This is a genomic window from Sphingobacterium kyonggiense, from assembly GCF_039536825.1.
In the GTDB taxonomy this organism is placed as follows: Bacteria; Bacteroidota; Bacteroidia; order Sphingobacteriales; family Sphingobacteriaceae; genus Sphingobacterium; species Sphingobacterium kyonggiense.
This window is the reverse complement of sequence record NZ_BAAAZI010000007.1, coordinates 109,604-126,963: the sequence shown is the minus strand read 5'-3', so window position 1 is coordinate 126,963 and position 17,360 is coordinate 109,604. Positions and strand designations below refer to the sequence as shown.

At 35.5% G+C, this 17,360-nt stretch carries 11 protein-coding genes; all 11 read left to right on the top strand.

The window, feature by feature from the left end:
- Window positions 1-246: 246 nt before the first annotated feature.
- The 11 genes from ABD676_RS09365 to ABD676_RS09315 are packed head-to-tail and all read left to right on the top strand — an operon-like array spanning window position 247 to window position 17,360.
- On the top strand, window positions 247-3,195 hold the full coding sequence (locus tag ABD676_RS09365) for a SusC/RagA family TonB-linked outer membrane protein (protein ID WP_344674407.1): 2,949 nt from the start codon (window positions 247-249) through the stop codon (window positions 3,193-3,195).
- A gap of 10 nt (window positions 3,196-3,205) precedes the next feature.
- The gene (locus tag ABD676_RS09360) at window positions 3,206-4,747 is read left to right on the top strand and encodes a RagB/SusD family nutrient uptake outer membrane protein (protein ID WP_344674406.1); all 1,542 of its coding nucleotides are present in this window, start codon (window positions 3,206-3,208) and stop codon (window positions 4,745-4,747) included.
- Window positions 4,748-4,763: 16 nt separating this feature from the next.
- A complete protein-coding gene (locus ABD676_RS09355) occupies window positions 4,764-5,426 on the top strand; it encodes a hypothetical protein (RefSeq protein WP_344674405.1) in 663 nt (220 codons plus the stop codon).
- Window positions 5,426-5,761 carry a DUF5007 domain-containing protein gene (locus ABD676_RS09350; protein WP_344674404.1) on the top strand — a complete coding sequence of 112 codons (336 nt, stop codon included), beginning with the start codon at window positions 5,426-5,428 and terminating at the stop codon, window positions 5,759-5,761. Before ABD676_RS09355 ends, ABD676_RS09350 begins: the two co-directional genes overlap by 1 nt.
- A 31-nt stretch (window positions 5,762-5,792) precedes the next feature.
- Window positions 5,793-6,479: a DUF5007 domain-containing protein gene (locus ABD676_RS09345; RefSeq protein WP_344674403.1), complete on the top strand. Its 687-nt coding sequence runs from the start codon at window positions 5,793-5,795 to the stop codon at window positions 6,477-6,479.
- Between the two features lie 27 nt (window positions 6,480-6,506).
- Window positions 6,507-9,644, top strand: coding sequence for a SusC/RagA family TonB-linked outer membrane protein (locus ABD676_RS09340; RefSeq protein ID WP_344674402.1), 3,138 nt, complete (start codon window positions 6,507-6,509; stop codon window positions 9,642-9,644).
- A gap of 5 nt (window positions 9,645-9,649) precedes the next feature.
- Entirely contained in the window at window positions 9,650-11,227 is a 1,578-nt protein-coding gene (locus ABD676_RS09335) for a RagB/SusD family nutrient uptake outer membrane protein (protein WP_344674401.1), read from the top strand.
- A gap of 12 nt (window positions 11,228-11,239) precedes the next feature.
- Window positions 11,240-11,968 carry a hypothetical protein gene (locus ABD676_RS09330; protein ID WP_344674400.1) on the top strand — a complete coding sequence of 243 codons (729 nt, stop codon included), beginning with the start codon at window positions 11,240-11,242 and terminating at the stop codon, window positions 11,966-11,968.
- Window positions 11,969-11,977: 9 nt separating this feature from the next.
- Window positions 11,978-13,600: a DUF5008 domain-containing protein gene (locus ABD676_RS09325; protein WP_344674399.1), complete on the top strand. Its 1,623-nt coding sequence runs from the start codon at window positions 11,978-11,980 to the stop codon at window positions 13,598-13,600.
- 3 nt (window positions 13,601-13,603) lie between these two features.
- Complete coding sequence (locus tag ABD676_RS09320) at window positions 13,604-15,367, top strand: LamG-like jellyroll fold domain-containing protein (RefSeq protein ID WP_344674398.1); 1,764 nt, start codon at window positions 13,604-13,606, stop codon at window positions 15,365-15,367.
- Between the two features lie 19 nt (window positions 15,368-15,386).
- Window positions 15,387-17,360: a M60 family metallopeptidase gene (locus ABD676_RS09315; protein WP_344674397.1), complete on the top strand. Its 1,974-nt coding sequence runs from the start codon at window positions 15,387-15,389 to the stop codon at window positions 17,358-17,360.

The following is a 17,360-nucleotide window of genomic DNA, read 5'->3' as shown; positions in this document are numbered from 1 at the left end:
GATGTTAATCATTTACGATAAATATTTCTGAATATGGCATTAATTTAAGAAAAATTATTGCAACTAGCTTAATTTAAAATATAAAACTGAAATATTTATCGAATTTACTAATGCGGTTTGTGAAAAGCTGATTATAATGTACTTTTATCGAAATTAATTAAATCGAAAAGTTCACACTAACGTTTCGAGATACAGATTAAGCTACTAACCTAGCAGATTGTATTGCCTAAAAAAATTAACCAAATTATGATAAGATCCCAAAGTTTGAAAAGAGGACTTGCTATAAGCTTGTTTCATTTTACGATTCTTTCCAGTCCTTTGTTTGGTCAAATCCAAGAAAGCTCAGGAGCAGGGAATTCTGTACAGGATTCTTTAGGAAATGTTGTAAGTCAAGATAGAAACAGTCCTGGAAGAACAACATTCAACTACCTTCCAGAGCGAGTGGTCATTCGGGATTTAAAACAAACGACTTCTTCTAGTTTGGCAGAGATGTTAAAAGGCCGCGTTTCAGGCTTGTATAATCAAACACCAACTGGTGAGCCCGGAGCCTATCAAAACATGTTGATCCGTGGCATAAGATCGCCTCAATTCAATAATAAGGATATTATTAATAATCAAGCTGCTATTTTTGTCAATGGAATTCCTGTTCCATATGAAAGCAATTTTGCTTATGATATTCAACGCTATGATTTCAATCGTATTGGCCCTGCAATAGATTATGGAAATTCCATCGATTTTGGTTCCATCAAATCTATTGAAATTATAAAGGATCCTGTTCGATTAGCTGAATTAGGACCCTTGGCAGTAAATGGTGCAATTTGGATTACAACAGTTGAGCCTACTTCAGGAAGAACGCAGTTTAGTGTGAATTCCTATTTTGGTATGGGTTCAAAACCAATAGTTACACCTATTAATGCTGATTATGAAAGTCAATTTAGAAACACATTTTATGAGCGATATGCTACGCAAGAAGAGATAGAAAAAACACCTAATTACTTGAAGGATAAAAATAGCGAAGTCTATTATGGTCCTTCAAATTGGCGTGATTTGTACTATTCAAATCCTATTTCGTATAACGTTGATTTTAATTTGTCAGGTGGAAATCAACGAGCGAATTTTACCTTTTATGCAGGCCATACCAAGAATGGAAGTACTGCTGATGAAACGCAGTTGAAACGTTATAATGTATTATTTGGTATCAAAATGTTGCCATTTACATGGCTTAAAGCAAGTTCTTATATAAATGCCCGAAAACTAGATCGCAATCGCAATAAAAATATTAGAGACCGTCTTTCAGAGATGGATTACATACCAGATTTATCAAGCCCTATTTCTCCAAACAAGGCTGCTTATGGTAATATGTTGAATGTTTATGATGAGCTAGGTCTTGATGATAATAATACCAATTTTATTCAAGGTCGATTGGATATTGTTGCTGACATTCTTAGAAACCTTCAGTTTTCAACTTCCTTCATGTTGGATTATCAAGAGGGGAATAGGAATTTATTCTATCCAAAAGCTTTAATGGATGGTGTGAATTATATGTCCGCTTATAACGGCTATACACAACGATATGTGTTCTCCAATAAATTGAAATATAATAAGGTATTAGCTGCAGGTCATGATTTTTATGCGACGGTAGGTTCGGACTATTCAGAAGATTTATACCGTTATTTATATTCTAGAGTATATAATGGTCCAAGTGATTATATCCGTAAAAATATAGTAAGTGGACAGAATGAAGAGTTGACTGGTAATTCTGCATTAACTACTTATCGTTGGAATAATCGAGAAAGGTTCCATTTACATTCTTTATATGGACAGTTTGAATATGTTTATCAAAAGAAACTATCCTTAAAAGCGATTTTACGTAGTGATGGTGCTTCTACTGTTCAACCGGATAGCCGTTGGTTATTTAGTCCGGCAGCTCGAATAGAATATGATCTATCGAAAGATTTAAATAGTAACGAAGCATTTAAATTAAGCTATGGGTTCTCTAGAATTGGTAAGCCTAATTTTAGCAGCAAGTTTGCAACAGGACCTCAATACCAATCTGACCTAGGTTGGCAAGAAAACCCTAGTGTATTTTCATATTATGGTTATGCGACTTTATCTAGAGGTTATTCTTTTGGATGGGTTGGATACGATTTGAAATGGGCTTATGCTGATCGTCATCAGGTAAACGTCAAGAAATCTTTTCTACAGAATCGTTTGAATTTTGATCTTTCTGTATATCGTGAGGACACTAAAAATCAAATTACTCTAGTGCCAATCGCGCAAGAATATGGATATGCAGGACAGTTCTTAAACGGATTAACTGTTCGCAATGAGGGTATTGATTTTTCTGTTCAAGCTGATATTGTAAGGCAAAAAGAAGCAGATAAAGGATTCGGTTGGGTTTCTTATTTGTCTACCAATTTAAATCGTAATAAAGTTTCTGCTTTGCCATCAGGCTTACAAGAAATAGAAAATGGCGGACATTTAATTAAGGTTGGAAAACCAATAGATTCTTTCTGGTTATATGAAAACGATGGAATATTCAATTCTGCTTCCGATGTACCTGTGAATCCTCAAACAAATCTACCCTTATCTTACCGTGGTAATGCTTTTTCCGTAGGTGATGCAAAATGGGTTGACCAAAATGCTGACTACAGTATTACAGAGGATGATAAAGTCTTAAAAGGAAGATTTACACCTTATTTCTATGGTGGTTTCCAAAATGCTTTCCGCTATAATAAATTCACATTGGATGTTTCTTTAGCATTCTCGCTTGGAAATAAGGCACTAAACAAGCGTGCTTCTAATTTCTACAACTTTATTGACGGAGCAAGACAGAATGATATGGGCTCTGTTCGTGAAATCTTCCAATGGCAACAGGAAATAGAGACAGCTAACTACCCAATCTATAACGTATGGAGTAGCACCATGCCATATCAAGTAAATCAAGATCTCTTTTTGGAAGATGCATCCTATTTGAAGTTACGTTCAGTAAGCCTAGGCTATGACTTGGCTAGTGCTTTTCCAAAGAAGGCGCGTATTAAAAAGAGTATCATTTACCTAACTGCTAATAACCTGTTCACCTTGACTAAGTTTTCCGGTAATGACCCAGAAATGGTCAATTTCAATGGCGTCTATGATGGCTATGGATTACCAATAACGCAGTCTTTAATTGCAGGATTTAGATTAGATTTTTAACCCTAAAGTTATGAATAACATGGTTTATAATAAGATTATTTGCTTTTTCCTCCTGATATTTTTATGCAGTGCAAGTTTTATTTCCTGTAATAAGAAATTGGATATTGCAAGTTATGAAATTGCACCAGAGGCTAAACATTGGGAAAGTATTTCCGATACCAAAGGTGGACTATTAGGTATATATGGTCTACTCCGCTCAGCTATGGTTGGCAATAATGCACACTGGATATATGGGGAAGTTCGAATGGGAGATTTTCAGTCTACTGCAAGACAAGATTTGAAAGCTGTTGTTGAAAATGATTTAAAGAAGTCTTTTCCATTAATTGAAGATCTTTCCAACTGGAAGCGTTTTTATGCGGTCATCAATGCGGCAAATTTATTTATTGAACGTGCTCCTGAGGTGATCAAAACAGATAGTCGTTATACGCGTGATAACCTGGCTATCGATGTATCGCAAGCTCGACTAATTCGTGCCTTCACATATTTTTACATGGTGCGGATTTGGGGAGATGTTCCATTGATTACTGCTTCTTTTGACAATTCGGAGGGTTTCCCAAAATTCAAGAAAACCAATGCCACAGAAGTCTTACAGTTTGCACAAAATGAATTGATGGAGGCTACAGAATATTTACCTTTTCAATATGGTATTGACAATCAGCAGTATTATGGTGAATTGGCAAAAACTTGGAAAAACATCCTTTTTAATAAGTCTACAGCTTATGCCATCATGGCAAATATTGCAGCATGGCAAGGGAAATACATTGATGTAGATGCTTACACTAAGTTCATTCTTGATAATGTTGTTTCTGCCAATCTTCAATATAATGGGAATTTAAATACCTCTGATATCGGAATTGACAAATTAACGGGTATTACAGGGGTTTTCTCTAATGCGTATGAGCCTTCACAATTGTTTAGTATCTCAGGTTCCTATACCAATTTGGAAGCATCTAATACCGGACATTTTGAACAATTGGTATTAGCAGCACCATTTATTAATAAGACTCAACCAGACCTATATGTAAGCCGCGATAGTATCACCTCCATTTTCCAAGACTTATATGATGAGCGATTCGGATTTATTGCATCCTCTGGATTATATAATGAAGCTTATTTCAAGAACATAGCATCATTGTATCCGGTGTTCTGCAAGATCAATATCATCAAGGATGGTAAGTTCGCAGAGTTTGGTTCTAATTTGATTTTTACTCGTTTAGAGGAGATCGTTTTACTACGCGCAGAGGCTTTAGCTGCTATGGGTAGAACAGGAGAATCGGTGGTGATGTTAAATAGGATTAAAAATATGCGTAAGGCGACACCATATTCCATCTCCATGGAACCTGGAAGACCTTTAATGGATGAAATATTTAAAGAACGTCGTAAAGAGCTACTAGGAGAGGGATGGCGTTTTTATGACCTACAACGTTTCTACAAGTTGAAGAGCAATCCGGAAAGACTGAATCAAATAGCCTCAGGTGAATTCCTTTGGCCGATAGCTCCTGTCGTGATAAAGAATAACTCAGAAATTACTCAAAATGAATATTGGAAATAAAGGAAGAAATATGAAAATGAAAAACATACTATATATACTGTTTCCAATAGCCTGTTTATACTTTATTGGGAGTTGTAAGAAATCAGATGATCATTATTATGATTACAATGAAAAGCAAACTTTTGATGGGTCTATTTATAGCTACCTTTCTAAACAGCCACATAAATTCGATTCTCTAATTCTTGTTTTGGATTATTTACCTGAGTTGAAGACTTTCCTTGACTCAGAAAAAGGGATTAGTTTTTTCGCTCCATCAAATAAATCCTTTGAGATTGCCATTAACAATCTTAACGCCCAGCGAAAGCAAAGACAATTAGGTCCAATGTATTTAGAGGATATTCCCATTGAATTGATAGATAGTTTACTGTACCGTTATATGATGGTGGAGGAGTATTCCACAAATACCTTGTTAGAATCAAAAGATGGACTTAGTATCCCTTCTTATAAGAAGGACTACGTCATGAATATTCGAGCATTTAATTCTACAGCTTCAGGTTTGCAAAATATCGGACAATTACAAATTGATTTAAATGATACCAATGGTTTAACAACTGAAAAGGATTGGTTGAAAGCTACTACAGAATTGGTGGATATAAAAAGTAACAACGGAATTCTACATGTATTGAACCCGTACCATGAATTTGGTTATGGAAAAATTGCTAAGACATTAATTAAATAATGATGAAAGAGACCAATTTGAAACCAAATATTTGCAAGGCAATTGTATGGACTTCGCTTCCATTATTATTTGCCGTCTTCTTGAATAGTTGTATGTCAAATATTCCAGAAGATTTAGATAATCTAGGAAAGGATATATCCATTTCTAGGACCAAATTTGAACCATTCTTAGGTAAGACTGAATACTTTCAAAATCTAGTTAATGTAGGTAAGAATTCTTCATTACCATTGACTTTTCGTTTACAAAATGTTCGCACCTTTGAAGGATTGCCAGCACCAGAATTGCAAGAGAAATATGCCGTAAAGATCTGGAAGAATCAATATACTGGCAAATGAAACTTCGGTTGAAGAGATCGAAAAGAAGCGAGTGGTAGAATATCATTCCTTTATGGAGATTAGTGAGAAAAATGGCAATTTAACATTTTGGAACACACCTAATTATCCTGAAATACATACCTATCCTCATCAGGGTTATCTATTCGACATAGAATATGAAAATTCTGGTGGTAAACAGCATTTTAGAAATTTAAAACTTCAGGCTAAAAGAGCAAGGCCTTATAATCCTATTGATATGGATGAGAATTCTGGAATTTTAAGAAATCCATTTGTTTATCCAGGAATTAAGGAAAATATTTCTGGACATCAAGAAGGTGCTGATCTAGAAGTAGAGGTTTATTTTTTAAGAAATGTATCTGAAACTAGTGGTTCAAAAACATTAACCATTTCTGTGATTGATTCAGTTGGGAAAGTGATTGATATCCAAAAGTTCTCAAAGACAGACTTTAAGAATTTAGTGCATGGTTTTAATCCAAGGTTCGAGGGTGGCAAAGTGATTTATGAGGTGTGTTATCCCATTCCTTTAGTGAGTATACCTACGCAATTTACCAATACTACTGGAGATCAGGCAAGATTTAAATTGCGGTATGACCGTCTAGGGAAGGATGGGAAGAATATAGAGGCAAGTTTGGGACATCAATTTGCAATCTATCAAGAGGGGAACTGGGAAATCCAGTTTTGGTTCAGAGGACAAAGTCCAAAATTTGAAAACGATTAATCTGACCATTTAAAGACTACTTAATTTATGAAAAAATTACTATTAATAGTTCTACTAGGTTGCTTTTTTTCAACTTTTGCGCAAACTCAAATGCGTAAATTCCATGGTGTTATTGTGGATGAAAATGGTGATCCAATTTCAGATATTACCATTGCGACAACTAATAATGCTAAAGCATATGGTTATACTGGGTTAAATGGAAAGTTTAGTGTTTCAGTTCCAGTGAATATAAAAACTGTTACCATTCGACATTTAAATTATGTTACACGGACCATCACAGTTCCTACAGATGAAAAGGAGATAAAGATTGTAATGAAATCCAGAACGGATGTGATAGAAGAGGTTGTTGTTGGATATGTGGGTCGTAAGAAAGAAACACTTACAGGATCTGCTATTGTGATTAAGATGGACGATATTAAAGATGCTCCAGCAGCTAACTTCACTGATTTATTACAAGGTAGAGCTGCAGGTTTAAATGTACAATTAAATACAGGTACACCTGGTATGGCAGGCAGTATTAATATTCGAGGTGTAAATACGGCAAATATCGTAGGAGAGGGACCGGATGCTTATGTGACCTCCACATCGCCATTATTCGTAATAGATGGGGTGCCAATCGAGAATACAGATAACTTCGAATATGGATTCCAAACTCAGGGAACAGGTATTTCTCCATTGGCAATGATTCCACCTGATGATATTGAATCTGTGACCATTTTAAAAGATGCTCAAGCAACTTCATTGTATGGTGCGCAAGGTGCTTATGGTGTTATCTTGGTAACTACTAAACGTGGAAATTCTCAAATTCCTATGATCTCTTATACATCTAGGTATTTCTTGAATACTGTTCCTAGGTTACGTGATGTTATTGGAGGTAAAGGAGAAAGAGATCTTCGTATTTATTCTATTCTAAATAATGACCTTTCTTATTTGAATGGCTTAAAGTTGATCCATAACACACCTATGTTAGCCGATTCAATTAACCCTTATTATAATAATGCCACCAATTGGCAGTCTTATTTCTATGGGAACACTTTTAATACAAATCAAAACTTAAATATCAGTGGTGGTAACCAGAACTTTAACTATAAGCTGGCACCTGGTTATTCGAAAGAATATGGAATTATAGCAAATACAGGGTTTACCAGGTATAACCTAAACTCTAATATGCAATTCCGCCCTAATAATAAATTTTTGATTTCAGCTTATGTAAATGGAGGCTTAGTACGCAATAGTTTAGGATCTGGAAATGCTTACCAACAAAAGGGGGTGGCTAGTAGTGCCAATACCTCATCGCTACTGCCTTCACCTTCTATTTTCGCGGGTAGTTATGATGCCTTGTTGGCAACAGCAATGGAATCGGATAATAAGACTGGAAATTTATCAACCAATATTAATATAGAATATGAAATCCTGAAAGGATTACGATTCTCTACTACAGGTCAATATGCCTATAATATTCAGCATCAAGATAAATTTACGCCTGAACTATTAAATGCAGGAAGTAATTTATTGTATGTATTCCGTTCCAATAATAATAGTATTTACAACCGTAACTTATTAAGATACAGTAAGGATTTATCTCCGAAACACAATATATCTGCTTATGCATTCCACGAGATGCGTATTGCCAATAATATTTCAGAAGCCATGCGTATTATTGGAACAGGAAATGACCATATTCAATCGGGTATTGGATACAGCAGTACAAAATCTACTGGAGGAACATTAGAGAACCAGTCGGAATCAAGATCTCTATCTTATGCTGCTGCTTTCACTTATCAATATGATAATAAATACATTGTGGAAGGATCCTATCGTATGGATGGTTCATCGCTTCGAAGCATTGAAAAACCATGGACTATCAACCCTTCTGTTGGATTAAGGTGGAATATTCATCGTGAGAATTTTGTAAAAGAAATTGATTGGTTAAATGAAGCTTCCATTCGTACTTCACTTGGTAGAAATATTGTGCCAGTTGGTACAAGGTATGATGCATTTGGCCGTTATTCTTTAATTCAAGGAACTTATAATGGTGATCCAGCTATTTCATTGAATTTAGCAACTCTTCCAAACACCAATTTATTGCCAGTTACAAACACCACGTTTAACCTTGGTACAGACATTTCGATGTTTAATAACCGTTTCAACTTCGTTTATGAATTTTATTATAAACAGACAGATGATGAGTTGGTAAATGTGCCATTAACTGATGTGAATGGATTTTCAGCTATAAAATTGAATACCCAAGCGATGGTAAATATTGGTAATGAGTTTTCATTCTCTTACCGTCCTAATTTTAAAAATACCAACTGGAGAGGATCGATCAATTTTAACGTAGCGATTAACAATGATTATTTGACGCGTTTAGCAAATGATAGCAGACAAGAGATGCTTGGAGCAGGTGGTTATACCAATATTTTGAAACGTTTAGGACGTAATACGACATCTAATGTGCTTTATCACTACCGTGGTGTTTATTTAACTGATGAGGATGTACCGGTTAACCCTGCTACAGGCTTGCGATATCGGGTTGGAACTAATACTGGAGCGGATAACTTCTTCCGTGCCGGTGATCCAATATTTACAGATTTGAATAAAGATTATATTTTAGATGAACGGGATTTAGTAATTGCAGGTAACTCTCAGCCGAAAATTGTTGGTGGTTTTAGCATCACGCTACAATATCAGCAATGGTCCTTGTTATCCAATTTTTCTTATTTGATGAAACGTGATGTGATTAACTCTGCATTAGCAGATCGTTTTAAGAATTATTATAATCCTGGTGCTTCAACTTCCTTGGTGCCTATCGATATGTATAACTATTATGGAAATGGATCTAGTAATCCTGATTTTCCTTATCCATTTGATTTCCGTAGAGCGACTATTGTTGATGCATTCCGTCATAACTCTACTTTATTCCAGGAAGATGGGTCATATCTTAAATTCAATACCATGACCATGTCCTATAATTTCAAGAAAGAATTATTAAGAAGAATTTGGAACATTTCTTCTGCACGTTTATCCTTAACTGCTAACAACATCTATACTTTTTCCAGGTATTCTGGTCCAGACCCGGAGTTGATGACATCATTAGGATACGATAGCTCTAATGGATACCCTAGAGCAAGAACATTTTCATTTGGTTTAGACATTCAATTTTAAGAGCTATGAAGAAATTAATAATCACACTTAGCCTGTTCTCCTTATTAGTGTTCGGAGGATGTACAAAGAGTTTCTTGGATGTTCGTTCTTACGATGATTTAGTTGGGAATGAATTCTGGAAAGATCGTAATGATGTGGAGATGTATATGCAAGGCTTATTTTATGATTTCAGAGCGACAACGACTTCAAGCATCTTTTTAGCAGCAACTGGCGATTTTCGTGCTGCACCTGTCGTGTTTGCCCATCCCAGTTTGCCCGATGATTTAAAGGCCTATAAAATGTTTTCTCTATTGAGAACTAATGATTTAGATGAAATATATAATTATTACAATATATCTGAATATGATTACTTACCTGCTTTTCCTCATAGAGATTTTGCCCGCTTTGATCTTGTAAAGCGTTGGTCTGGTTTTTATCAAATTATTCAAAAAGCAAATATTGCTGTAGTTGAGATAAATAAAGAGGGTGGACCTGATTTGTCTGAACGTGAAAGAAAGCAATACACAGCTGAAGCGGTATTTGTCCGTAATCTATGTTATTTCTTTTTAGTTCGTGTTTTCGGAGATGTACCTTATTATACTGAAGCATATTTTGATAAGGTTATTGGTCGTACCAATATGTTGGAAGTATTAGCCAACATCGACAAGGATATGTCTGAATATTATAAAGATCTTCCATGGACATATTCAAACAATGCACAAGTAGGGAGTCGTGCCCAACGTGGTGGAGCAATTGCTTTAATGATGCATACCAATATGTGGTTAGCTGGGTTTTCAGAATCTAAAAAGGATGAATACTACCAACGTACCATTACTTTAGGTGATGAACTACTGAATGAGAACCAAAATGCGTATGGTTTGGTGAACATAGACAACATTGAGACGGTCTTCCAGGGGCGTTCAAAAGAAGGATTGTTTGAGATTACCCAAAATTCAAATTTCTCAGGAGAAGTATTCAATAGGGCTTTGACTTTTGCGCAGATGGTTAAATCTCGTAGGGTATCCAATACTGCCCAAATATTTTACTCAATCGTAAAATATGATATCGATTATATGAATAAATTATATCCATTAAACGAACCTGATAAGCGAAAAGCTTTGTGGTTTAACGGCGATATGGATCCTTCTATTCCTAATAATCCTACTTATTTTGATTGTAAAAAATTCCATACTAAAGCCCAATTGGCAATCAATGATTTAGTGCCTAATAATAACCAGATTGTTTTTCGACTACCTGATTGTATTTTATTGCAGGCAGAAGCTTATGCTAACCTAAATCAGCCAGGACCAGCATATGAAAAATTAATGGTTATCCGTAATCGTGCGGAAGCAAGTGCATTGAACAGTGCTATGAGTTTGGATGAACTTAAGGATGCCATTTGGTTTGAAAGAAGTCGAGAATTGTTTGGTGAAAGCCATTACTTCTTTGATTTAGTTCGTACGAAAAAGGCAACAAATCCAGCTTATACAACAAACCCGATTTTATCTTCTGACTTTGCTAAGGGAGCTTGGACTTGGCCAATTGATAGATCAGCATTATTAAACAATCCAGAAATGGTATTAAATACCTTTTGGAACAATTAATTATTTGACCTTATGAAAAAGATAATAGCAATCTTATTTTTTGGAACCTTATTCTTAGGAGTAGCTTGTAAGAAGGATTACTTCCATGATACCGGAGTACAAAAGGGTGTTTTTGATGGTAGCTCATTGGAATTTATACATAGCCGACCTGATTTGTTTGACTCCCTTTCCAAGGTGATAAAACTAGCAGGTATGGAGGAGTTCATAGATAAGAACCCAAACAGTTTCTTTGCTGCTCCTGATTATACCATTCAACGTTCGGTAAATGCCTTAAATAAGTTTTTATATGATAATGGTAAAGATACAGTTGTTCGTTTAGAGCAGATTCATCCAGATATCTGGAAATCTTACCTCTCCTTATACATTTTCAATAAGGTATTATTCCTAAAAGATGTACCTCAAATTGATACCCTGAATATGAATGTATATCCAGGACAAGGTTTTGCTACTGTAGCAAATCAGAATATGAATTTAGGCGTATTGTATAATGATGTGAAGTCATCTGGTTCTGGTGGTAGCCAAGTGGTAAAATATGCTGGTTATAGACAGCTCTATATATCCTACATCAATAACCTTAGTGATTTACAAGCCTTAGGAGCTATGATTAATGCGCCTGTTGCTACTTCCAACATTAAGACTAACAATGGCGTAGTGCATGTTTTAAACTTGAATAAACACAATTTTGGATTCGATACCTTCAAATTCATCTCATCAGTTTACAGTAAGGGTTTAGTTAATTAATTCAAGGTCATGATTAATAAAAGAAAGAATATAACGATCATTTTATTTGCAGCAATAGGCTTTGTTTGGCTTTTTAGTGCTTGCAGTAAAAATGTAATTACGGGGGAAGATCCTTATGCGGAAGGAAAGGCTCCACTTGGCGTTTATTTTGAACATTTAAATCGTCCGATTCCTGCTGCTAAACCTGGAGATATTGTTCAAGTATCCTTACGTGGTACCAAGCAGTATGAAAAGGAAATGGAATTGTTTCTAAATGAGCAATTATGTGTTTTACAAAAAGTAACGGACTCTACAGTTAGTTTTATTGTACCTAACCAAGTTGCTACCGGTGGAATTAAAGTGAAGATTCGGGAGGAAATTTATTTCGGACCTAAAGTACCAATTGATGGAAATGTTTATTTGGATCCTGCATTCTATACTTCGAATGGTTTCAATGGGCCAATTAATCAATTATTATCTGATCGTGCAAATCCAGGAAACTTTATTGCTGTAGGTACCTATAAGATATTTGTTAATAGGGGATTTGATCCTAGTGATTATGATGATGTTATTCTAGGTGGTATTCAACGCATTACCACAGAAGGAATCGCATCAAATGTTCCGCTGGTACAAGGTATTGGGGCTGTGGGCACCATAAACAGTATTGTGCAACGTGCTGACAATAAATTTTATGTGGCAGGACCTTTTACCCAGTATAATAAAGATCAGGTAGGCAACTTGGCGCGTTTAAATGCTAATGGTAGTTTAGATACGTTACGGGTTGCCGTATTAAATGATAACCTTGCCAGGCCTTATGATTCATTTGATACTGTATCAAACTTTAATGCTTCATTAGAAGGAGGTATTATACAGAAACTGTTTTTGACCGATCGTGAGGATGTTATTGCCGTGGGTAATTTCACCCAATACAGCAATATCGATTACACGCAATCTACTAAAACTATCCATTCTAAAAAACAAATTCTAGTTCGGAATATTGCGAAAATCGGGGTAGATGGAAAGCTTGATTTAAACTATAATAGTAATAATACGGGTACAAATGGGACGGTTGGCTCTTCCGTATTACTTCCTTCTGGAAAATTAGTTGTTGTAGGAAATTTCACAAGCTATAATGGACAACCTAGAAACCGAATTTTTGCGCTCAATGCAGACGGTACCTTAGACCAAGGGTTTCAAATTGGTTCAGGAGCTAACGATGAGATTTACAGTATTTTCTATAATAGTCGCTTAAATAAAATGGTAATTGCAGGACGTTTTACAACGTTCAACGGGCAACCTGCCAATGGAGTAGTTGTATTACAAGAGGATGGACAGATCGACGAGCAATTTAAGTTTGGTACAACCGATGATCGCAGACCTAATTATGCCATGCTCATGAATAATTCAAAAGTTGTTGTTTTCGGTGATTTTGAAAATTATAATAACGTTCGAAGATCCAACTTGTTGATTCTTGAATCTAATGGAGAGGCAAAACAACATTTCAACAATATGGGTCCTATAGTTGGTCGAGTTTCCAGTATCAATGAAGGGGTGACAGCAGCGGGTCATCCATGTTTATATATTTCGGGGATGATCAATTCAGTTGATGGGAAAAATGTGTTTAACATATTCAAATTGATCGTAAAAAATTAAACTATGAAAAATACTAATCAAATATTAACCTTTTTAGTCCTCATGGTTTCCAGTTTCTTCTTGGTTAGCTGTAGTCAGGATTTTGAGAAATTAACTAAGGAATATAATTCTGATCCTGATGCACAAGATGCTGTTATGACAAAGGTATTGGTGGTTGTTGTAGACGGTGTTCGTGGTGAAATGCTGAATGTAATGGAGCCTGTGAATTTTAGGATGATAGCAAAAAATGCCTTTTATTGTAATAATTCATTAGGTGATTTTACGAATAGTGCCTTTACGAAAGAAACAGGTTATGCGAATATCTTTACAGGTGTGACGAGTGAAAAAAGTGAGGTTCTTAACGATTTAAGTACCTGGAAAGGGGATGCCTATCCTACTTTTATTGGTCGTATTAAAAACTCTGTTCCAAAGTTTAACAGTTTAGCATATGTGACGGATAATAAATTGAAAAATTCCTTGCTTAAAGAAATTGATCAATCTGAGGTGTTAGCAAATGATGCAGATATTGTATCAAAAACAAAAGCCGCAATCCAAACAGAAGATGATGTTAATTTAATTGTGACTCAATTGTCGAATCCTTATAAAGTTGGAATGGCAAGTTCCTTTGAAACAGATGATGCACAATACCGTGATGCTATTAACACCTTAGATGCTCAACTTGGTGAATTAACGGAATCTATTAAAAGTAGACCAGATTATTTAAAGGAGAATTGGCTAGTGGTAGTTACCTCTTCTTATGGTGGTGAAATTGCTTATAAGGATCCTAATGACCCTACAAGATTTGCTGACAGTAAACGTGATGTATTCACTTATTTTTATTCGCCACTGTTTTCAAAGAAAGTGGTGACAAAGCCAGTTACCTCACCATTTAATTTTTCAACAAGTGTCATGAGTGTGCCTTATAGTAGCTCAAATTTCGTGGCGGTTTATCATTTAAGAAATGCTGATAAATTTAATTTTGATTATTCAGAGAGTTTTACGGTCAACTTTTTCGCAAAACAGATTGCCTTGCCTACTATCGGAAAGGAACTTACGATTATTCGTAAGCGTGGAAATGTCAATCCATTTTTACGTGGTTGGGAAACGATGGTAAATAGCGATGCTACAGTTCGTTTCCGAGTAACAGGGATGGATGGTTTTATTGAAACAACTAAAATTGAGGATACAAACTGGCATGTTATCACTGTGACAGTTAATCGTGCTACTGCAAAGGCTTCCATATATATTGATGGAATTCTAGCTGCGGAAAAAGATGTAGAAGCATTGGATTTAACGAATGATGAGCCTTTATTAATAGGTAAAGTGCATACTGTTTTAAATAACCAAGGTTTAGGATATTTCTACAATTTTGAGGACCATAGTGGAAATTATTCTTATTGTAATTTTCAAATCTATGATTTTGCCTGGACTGCCGCAGATGTCACTAAGTATGCTGGTCTTTCAACAGTTAATTCTGAGGTTTCCCCATATTTTGACAATCTTTTAGGCTATTGGCCAACTTATGAGGATAATAATGGTAGTAGAACCTTATCTGATGCATCTGGAAATGGATTTACCATGGCTTCTGCAAATAGAGTAACCTTTGTCACCGATCAATTAAAAAGCGATTTTATTCAGTCCGTGGTGCCTTTATCAAAATATAAAGAAGTGCCTAATCAGGTGGATATAGCACCATTTATTTATCAATGGTTTGGCATATTACCGAGTAAGGATTGGAAGCTGGATGGACAATCTTGGCAACCTCCATATTTAATTTTAGAATACTAATCACTAGCTAAATCAACTTATGAAACGAATTATATATAGTTTATTCTGCGCAGCATTGGTATTCCAATCCTGTGGTAAGTATGGGTATGATTTTGATAACACTTACCCAGAAGGAGATAAGACTGGAAATGATTACTATGGCTCCGATAAAAAAGATACCAGATTCTTAGAAAAAGCTAAAGTATTTCCTGGGGTGGTAGGGGATAATGTGAAAAGAATAGCGGATACAACCGTGCAGATGGATTTTAGATATGCTAATCCTAATCCGCAGATTATCCGAACTAATTTTTCGCCAAAAGCTATCTTAAATACTGGCTTATATGCTCCTGCTGGAGAACCAATTCGAATTACTATCCCTGAAGGTATTCAAGGGATGAAAGTACAAATTGGTGTACATACCGATTACCTAATCGAGCAGGGAGCTTTGCATAGAGATGATAAAATCACCATGACTGCAGTATTGTTACCAGGTGAAAATTTAGTGAATAACCCTTTTGGTGGTACGATTTTATTACAAGCAGATGTCGCACCGATTGCTAATATTATGGCTGTTAAAATTAAAGGTGCTGTTCGTAGTCCAGACTTTATCTTAGGGAAAACAAATCTTGCCAATTGGAAACAGGATATATTGAAACAAGATGTTCCTTGGGTAGAGTTTCAAGGAAAAAACATTAGTTTTTCTGTCCCTAGAAATTATGTCCTTAAATATCTAAATGATATGGATCCTGAATATGCATTGACATTCTGGGATGAAGTTTATGAGAAGGATTTTTACCAATTGCAAGGTTTTGGATTGACAACAGACACAAAGGATCAAGGTCCTAAATATGTAGACCGTTGTGTATTTGATATTCAACCATTATTAGGAAGCCATTCTGGATTCCCTTGGATGATGCAATTAAGTGATGATAATTTTAAAGATATATTATCGAAATCATCCTTAACGGCTTTCGATTTTAAGAAAGAAGCTCTTCGTAAAGTTTATTCTTTAATTGGACAAAACCAAGCTCAATCAAGAGGATGGATGTGGTCAACTATAGCTCCAAGCATGCAGACAGTTTACATGTACCGCACAGCACAACGCTTGAACTTGCCATTGTATAATACAGATCCTTTGATTGTTAATTCGCACAAATATGCGATGGAATTTATTAATAGTACAACCAAGCGTGATTTAGGGACTTTGGCCGCTGACTATCCATCGATATATCATTCGGTGATTTTCTCTACACCAATTATTCAAATCATGGAAAAAGCTATCGGTAAAACTGGTGAGCCAGGTTGGAAACTATTGGCAAAAATATTTTCTGAAGGTCGATTAAGCACGATGAATTTTTTAATTGCACAGAATCAGATTGACTTTTTTTATAAAACTCTTTCAGAAGCTACTGGAAAGGATTACCAACGATTTTTGAAAGAATGGGGTATTTATCCAAGTTATTTTGTTCAACAAGAAATTCGTAAAAATTACCAACCACTCGAACGAGCAATTTGGGAGTACAACCCTGAAGATAAGACAAAAGGTGATCAACCCGTTGCTTCCAAATACGATCTGAATCACGGTTATTTCGTGTATACCACGAATGTAAGTACGTTTAGTAACAATGGTTTTGAAAAGATTAACGATAAGAATTATTCAACTTTCTGGCGTACTTGTACAGGTACGTGTGAGGTTGTGACTACATTACCTGTCTATGTCAATCTTGATTTAACGAGGGTTGAATCATTTAAAGGGTTATTCTACGGGAATCAAGGTACTACTGGGAATATGGCTAAGAAAATAGAGGTGTATACCAGTGAGGATCAATATACCTGGAAATTAGTAAAGACATTCTCAAGTTTACCTCAGAGAGGTTCAGGAAGGATTGAACTGGAGTTAGATGAAATTGTGGATGCACAATATGTTCGTGTAGCATTCCCAGAAGTTAATAGTAGTGGTACTACATTAGTAGCACTGAGTGAGTTGGGTTTATTTTATGATATTAAGCACTAA

Bases quoted from the DNA above. Each gene is read 5' to 3' on its own strand.
- ABD676_RS09365 (WP_344674407.1), top strand. From the start codon at position 247: ATGATAAGATCCCAAAGTTTGAAAAGAGGACTTGCTATAAGCTTGTTT.
- ABD676_RS09315 (WP_344674397.1), top strand. From the start codon at position 15,387: ATGAAACGAATTATATATAGTTTATTCTGCGCAGCATTGGTATTCCAA.
- ABD676_RS09330 (WP_344674400.1), top strand. From the start codon at position 11,240: ATGAAAAAGATAATAGCAATCTTATTTTTTGGAACCTTATTCTTAGGA.
- ABD676_RS09335 (WP_344674401.1), top strand. From the start codon at position 9,650: ATGAAGAAATTAATAATCACACTTAGCCTGTTCTCCTTATTAGTGTTC.
- ABD676_RS09340 (WP_344674402.1), top strand. From the start codon at position 6,507: ATGAAAAAATTACTATTAATAGTTCTACTAGGTTGCTTTTTTTCAACT.
- ABD676_RS09355 (WP_344674405.1), top strand. From the start codon at position 4,764: ATGAAAAACATACTATATATACTGTTTCCAATAGCCTGTTTATACTTT.
- ABD676_RS09320 (WP_344674398.1), top strand. From the start codon at position 13,604: ATGAAAAATACTAATCAAATATTAACCTTTTTAGTCCTCATGGTTTCC.
- ABD676_RS09325 (WP_344674399.1), top strand. From the start codon at position 11,978: ATGATTAATAAAAGAAAGAATATAACGATCATTTTATTTGCAGCAATA.
- ABD676_RS09350 (WP_344674404.1), top strand. From the start codon at position 5,426: ATGATGAAAGAGACCAATTTGAAACCAAATATTTGCAAGGCAATTGTA.
- ABD676_RS09360 (WP_344674406.1), top strand. From the start codon at position 3,206: ATGAATAACATGGTTTATAATAAGATTATTTGCTTTTTCCTCCTGATA.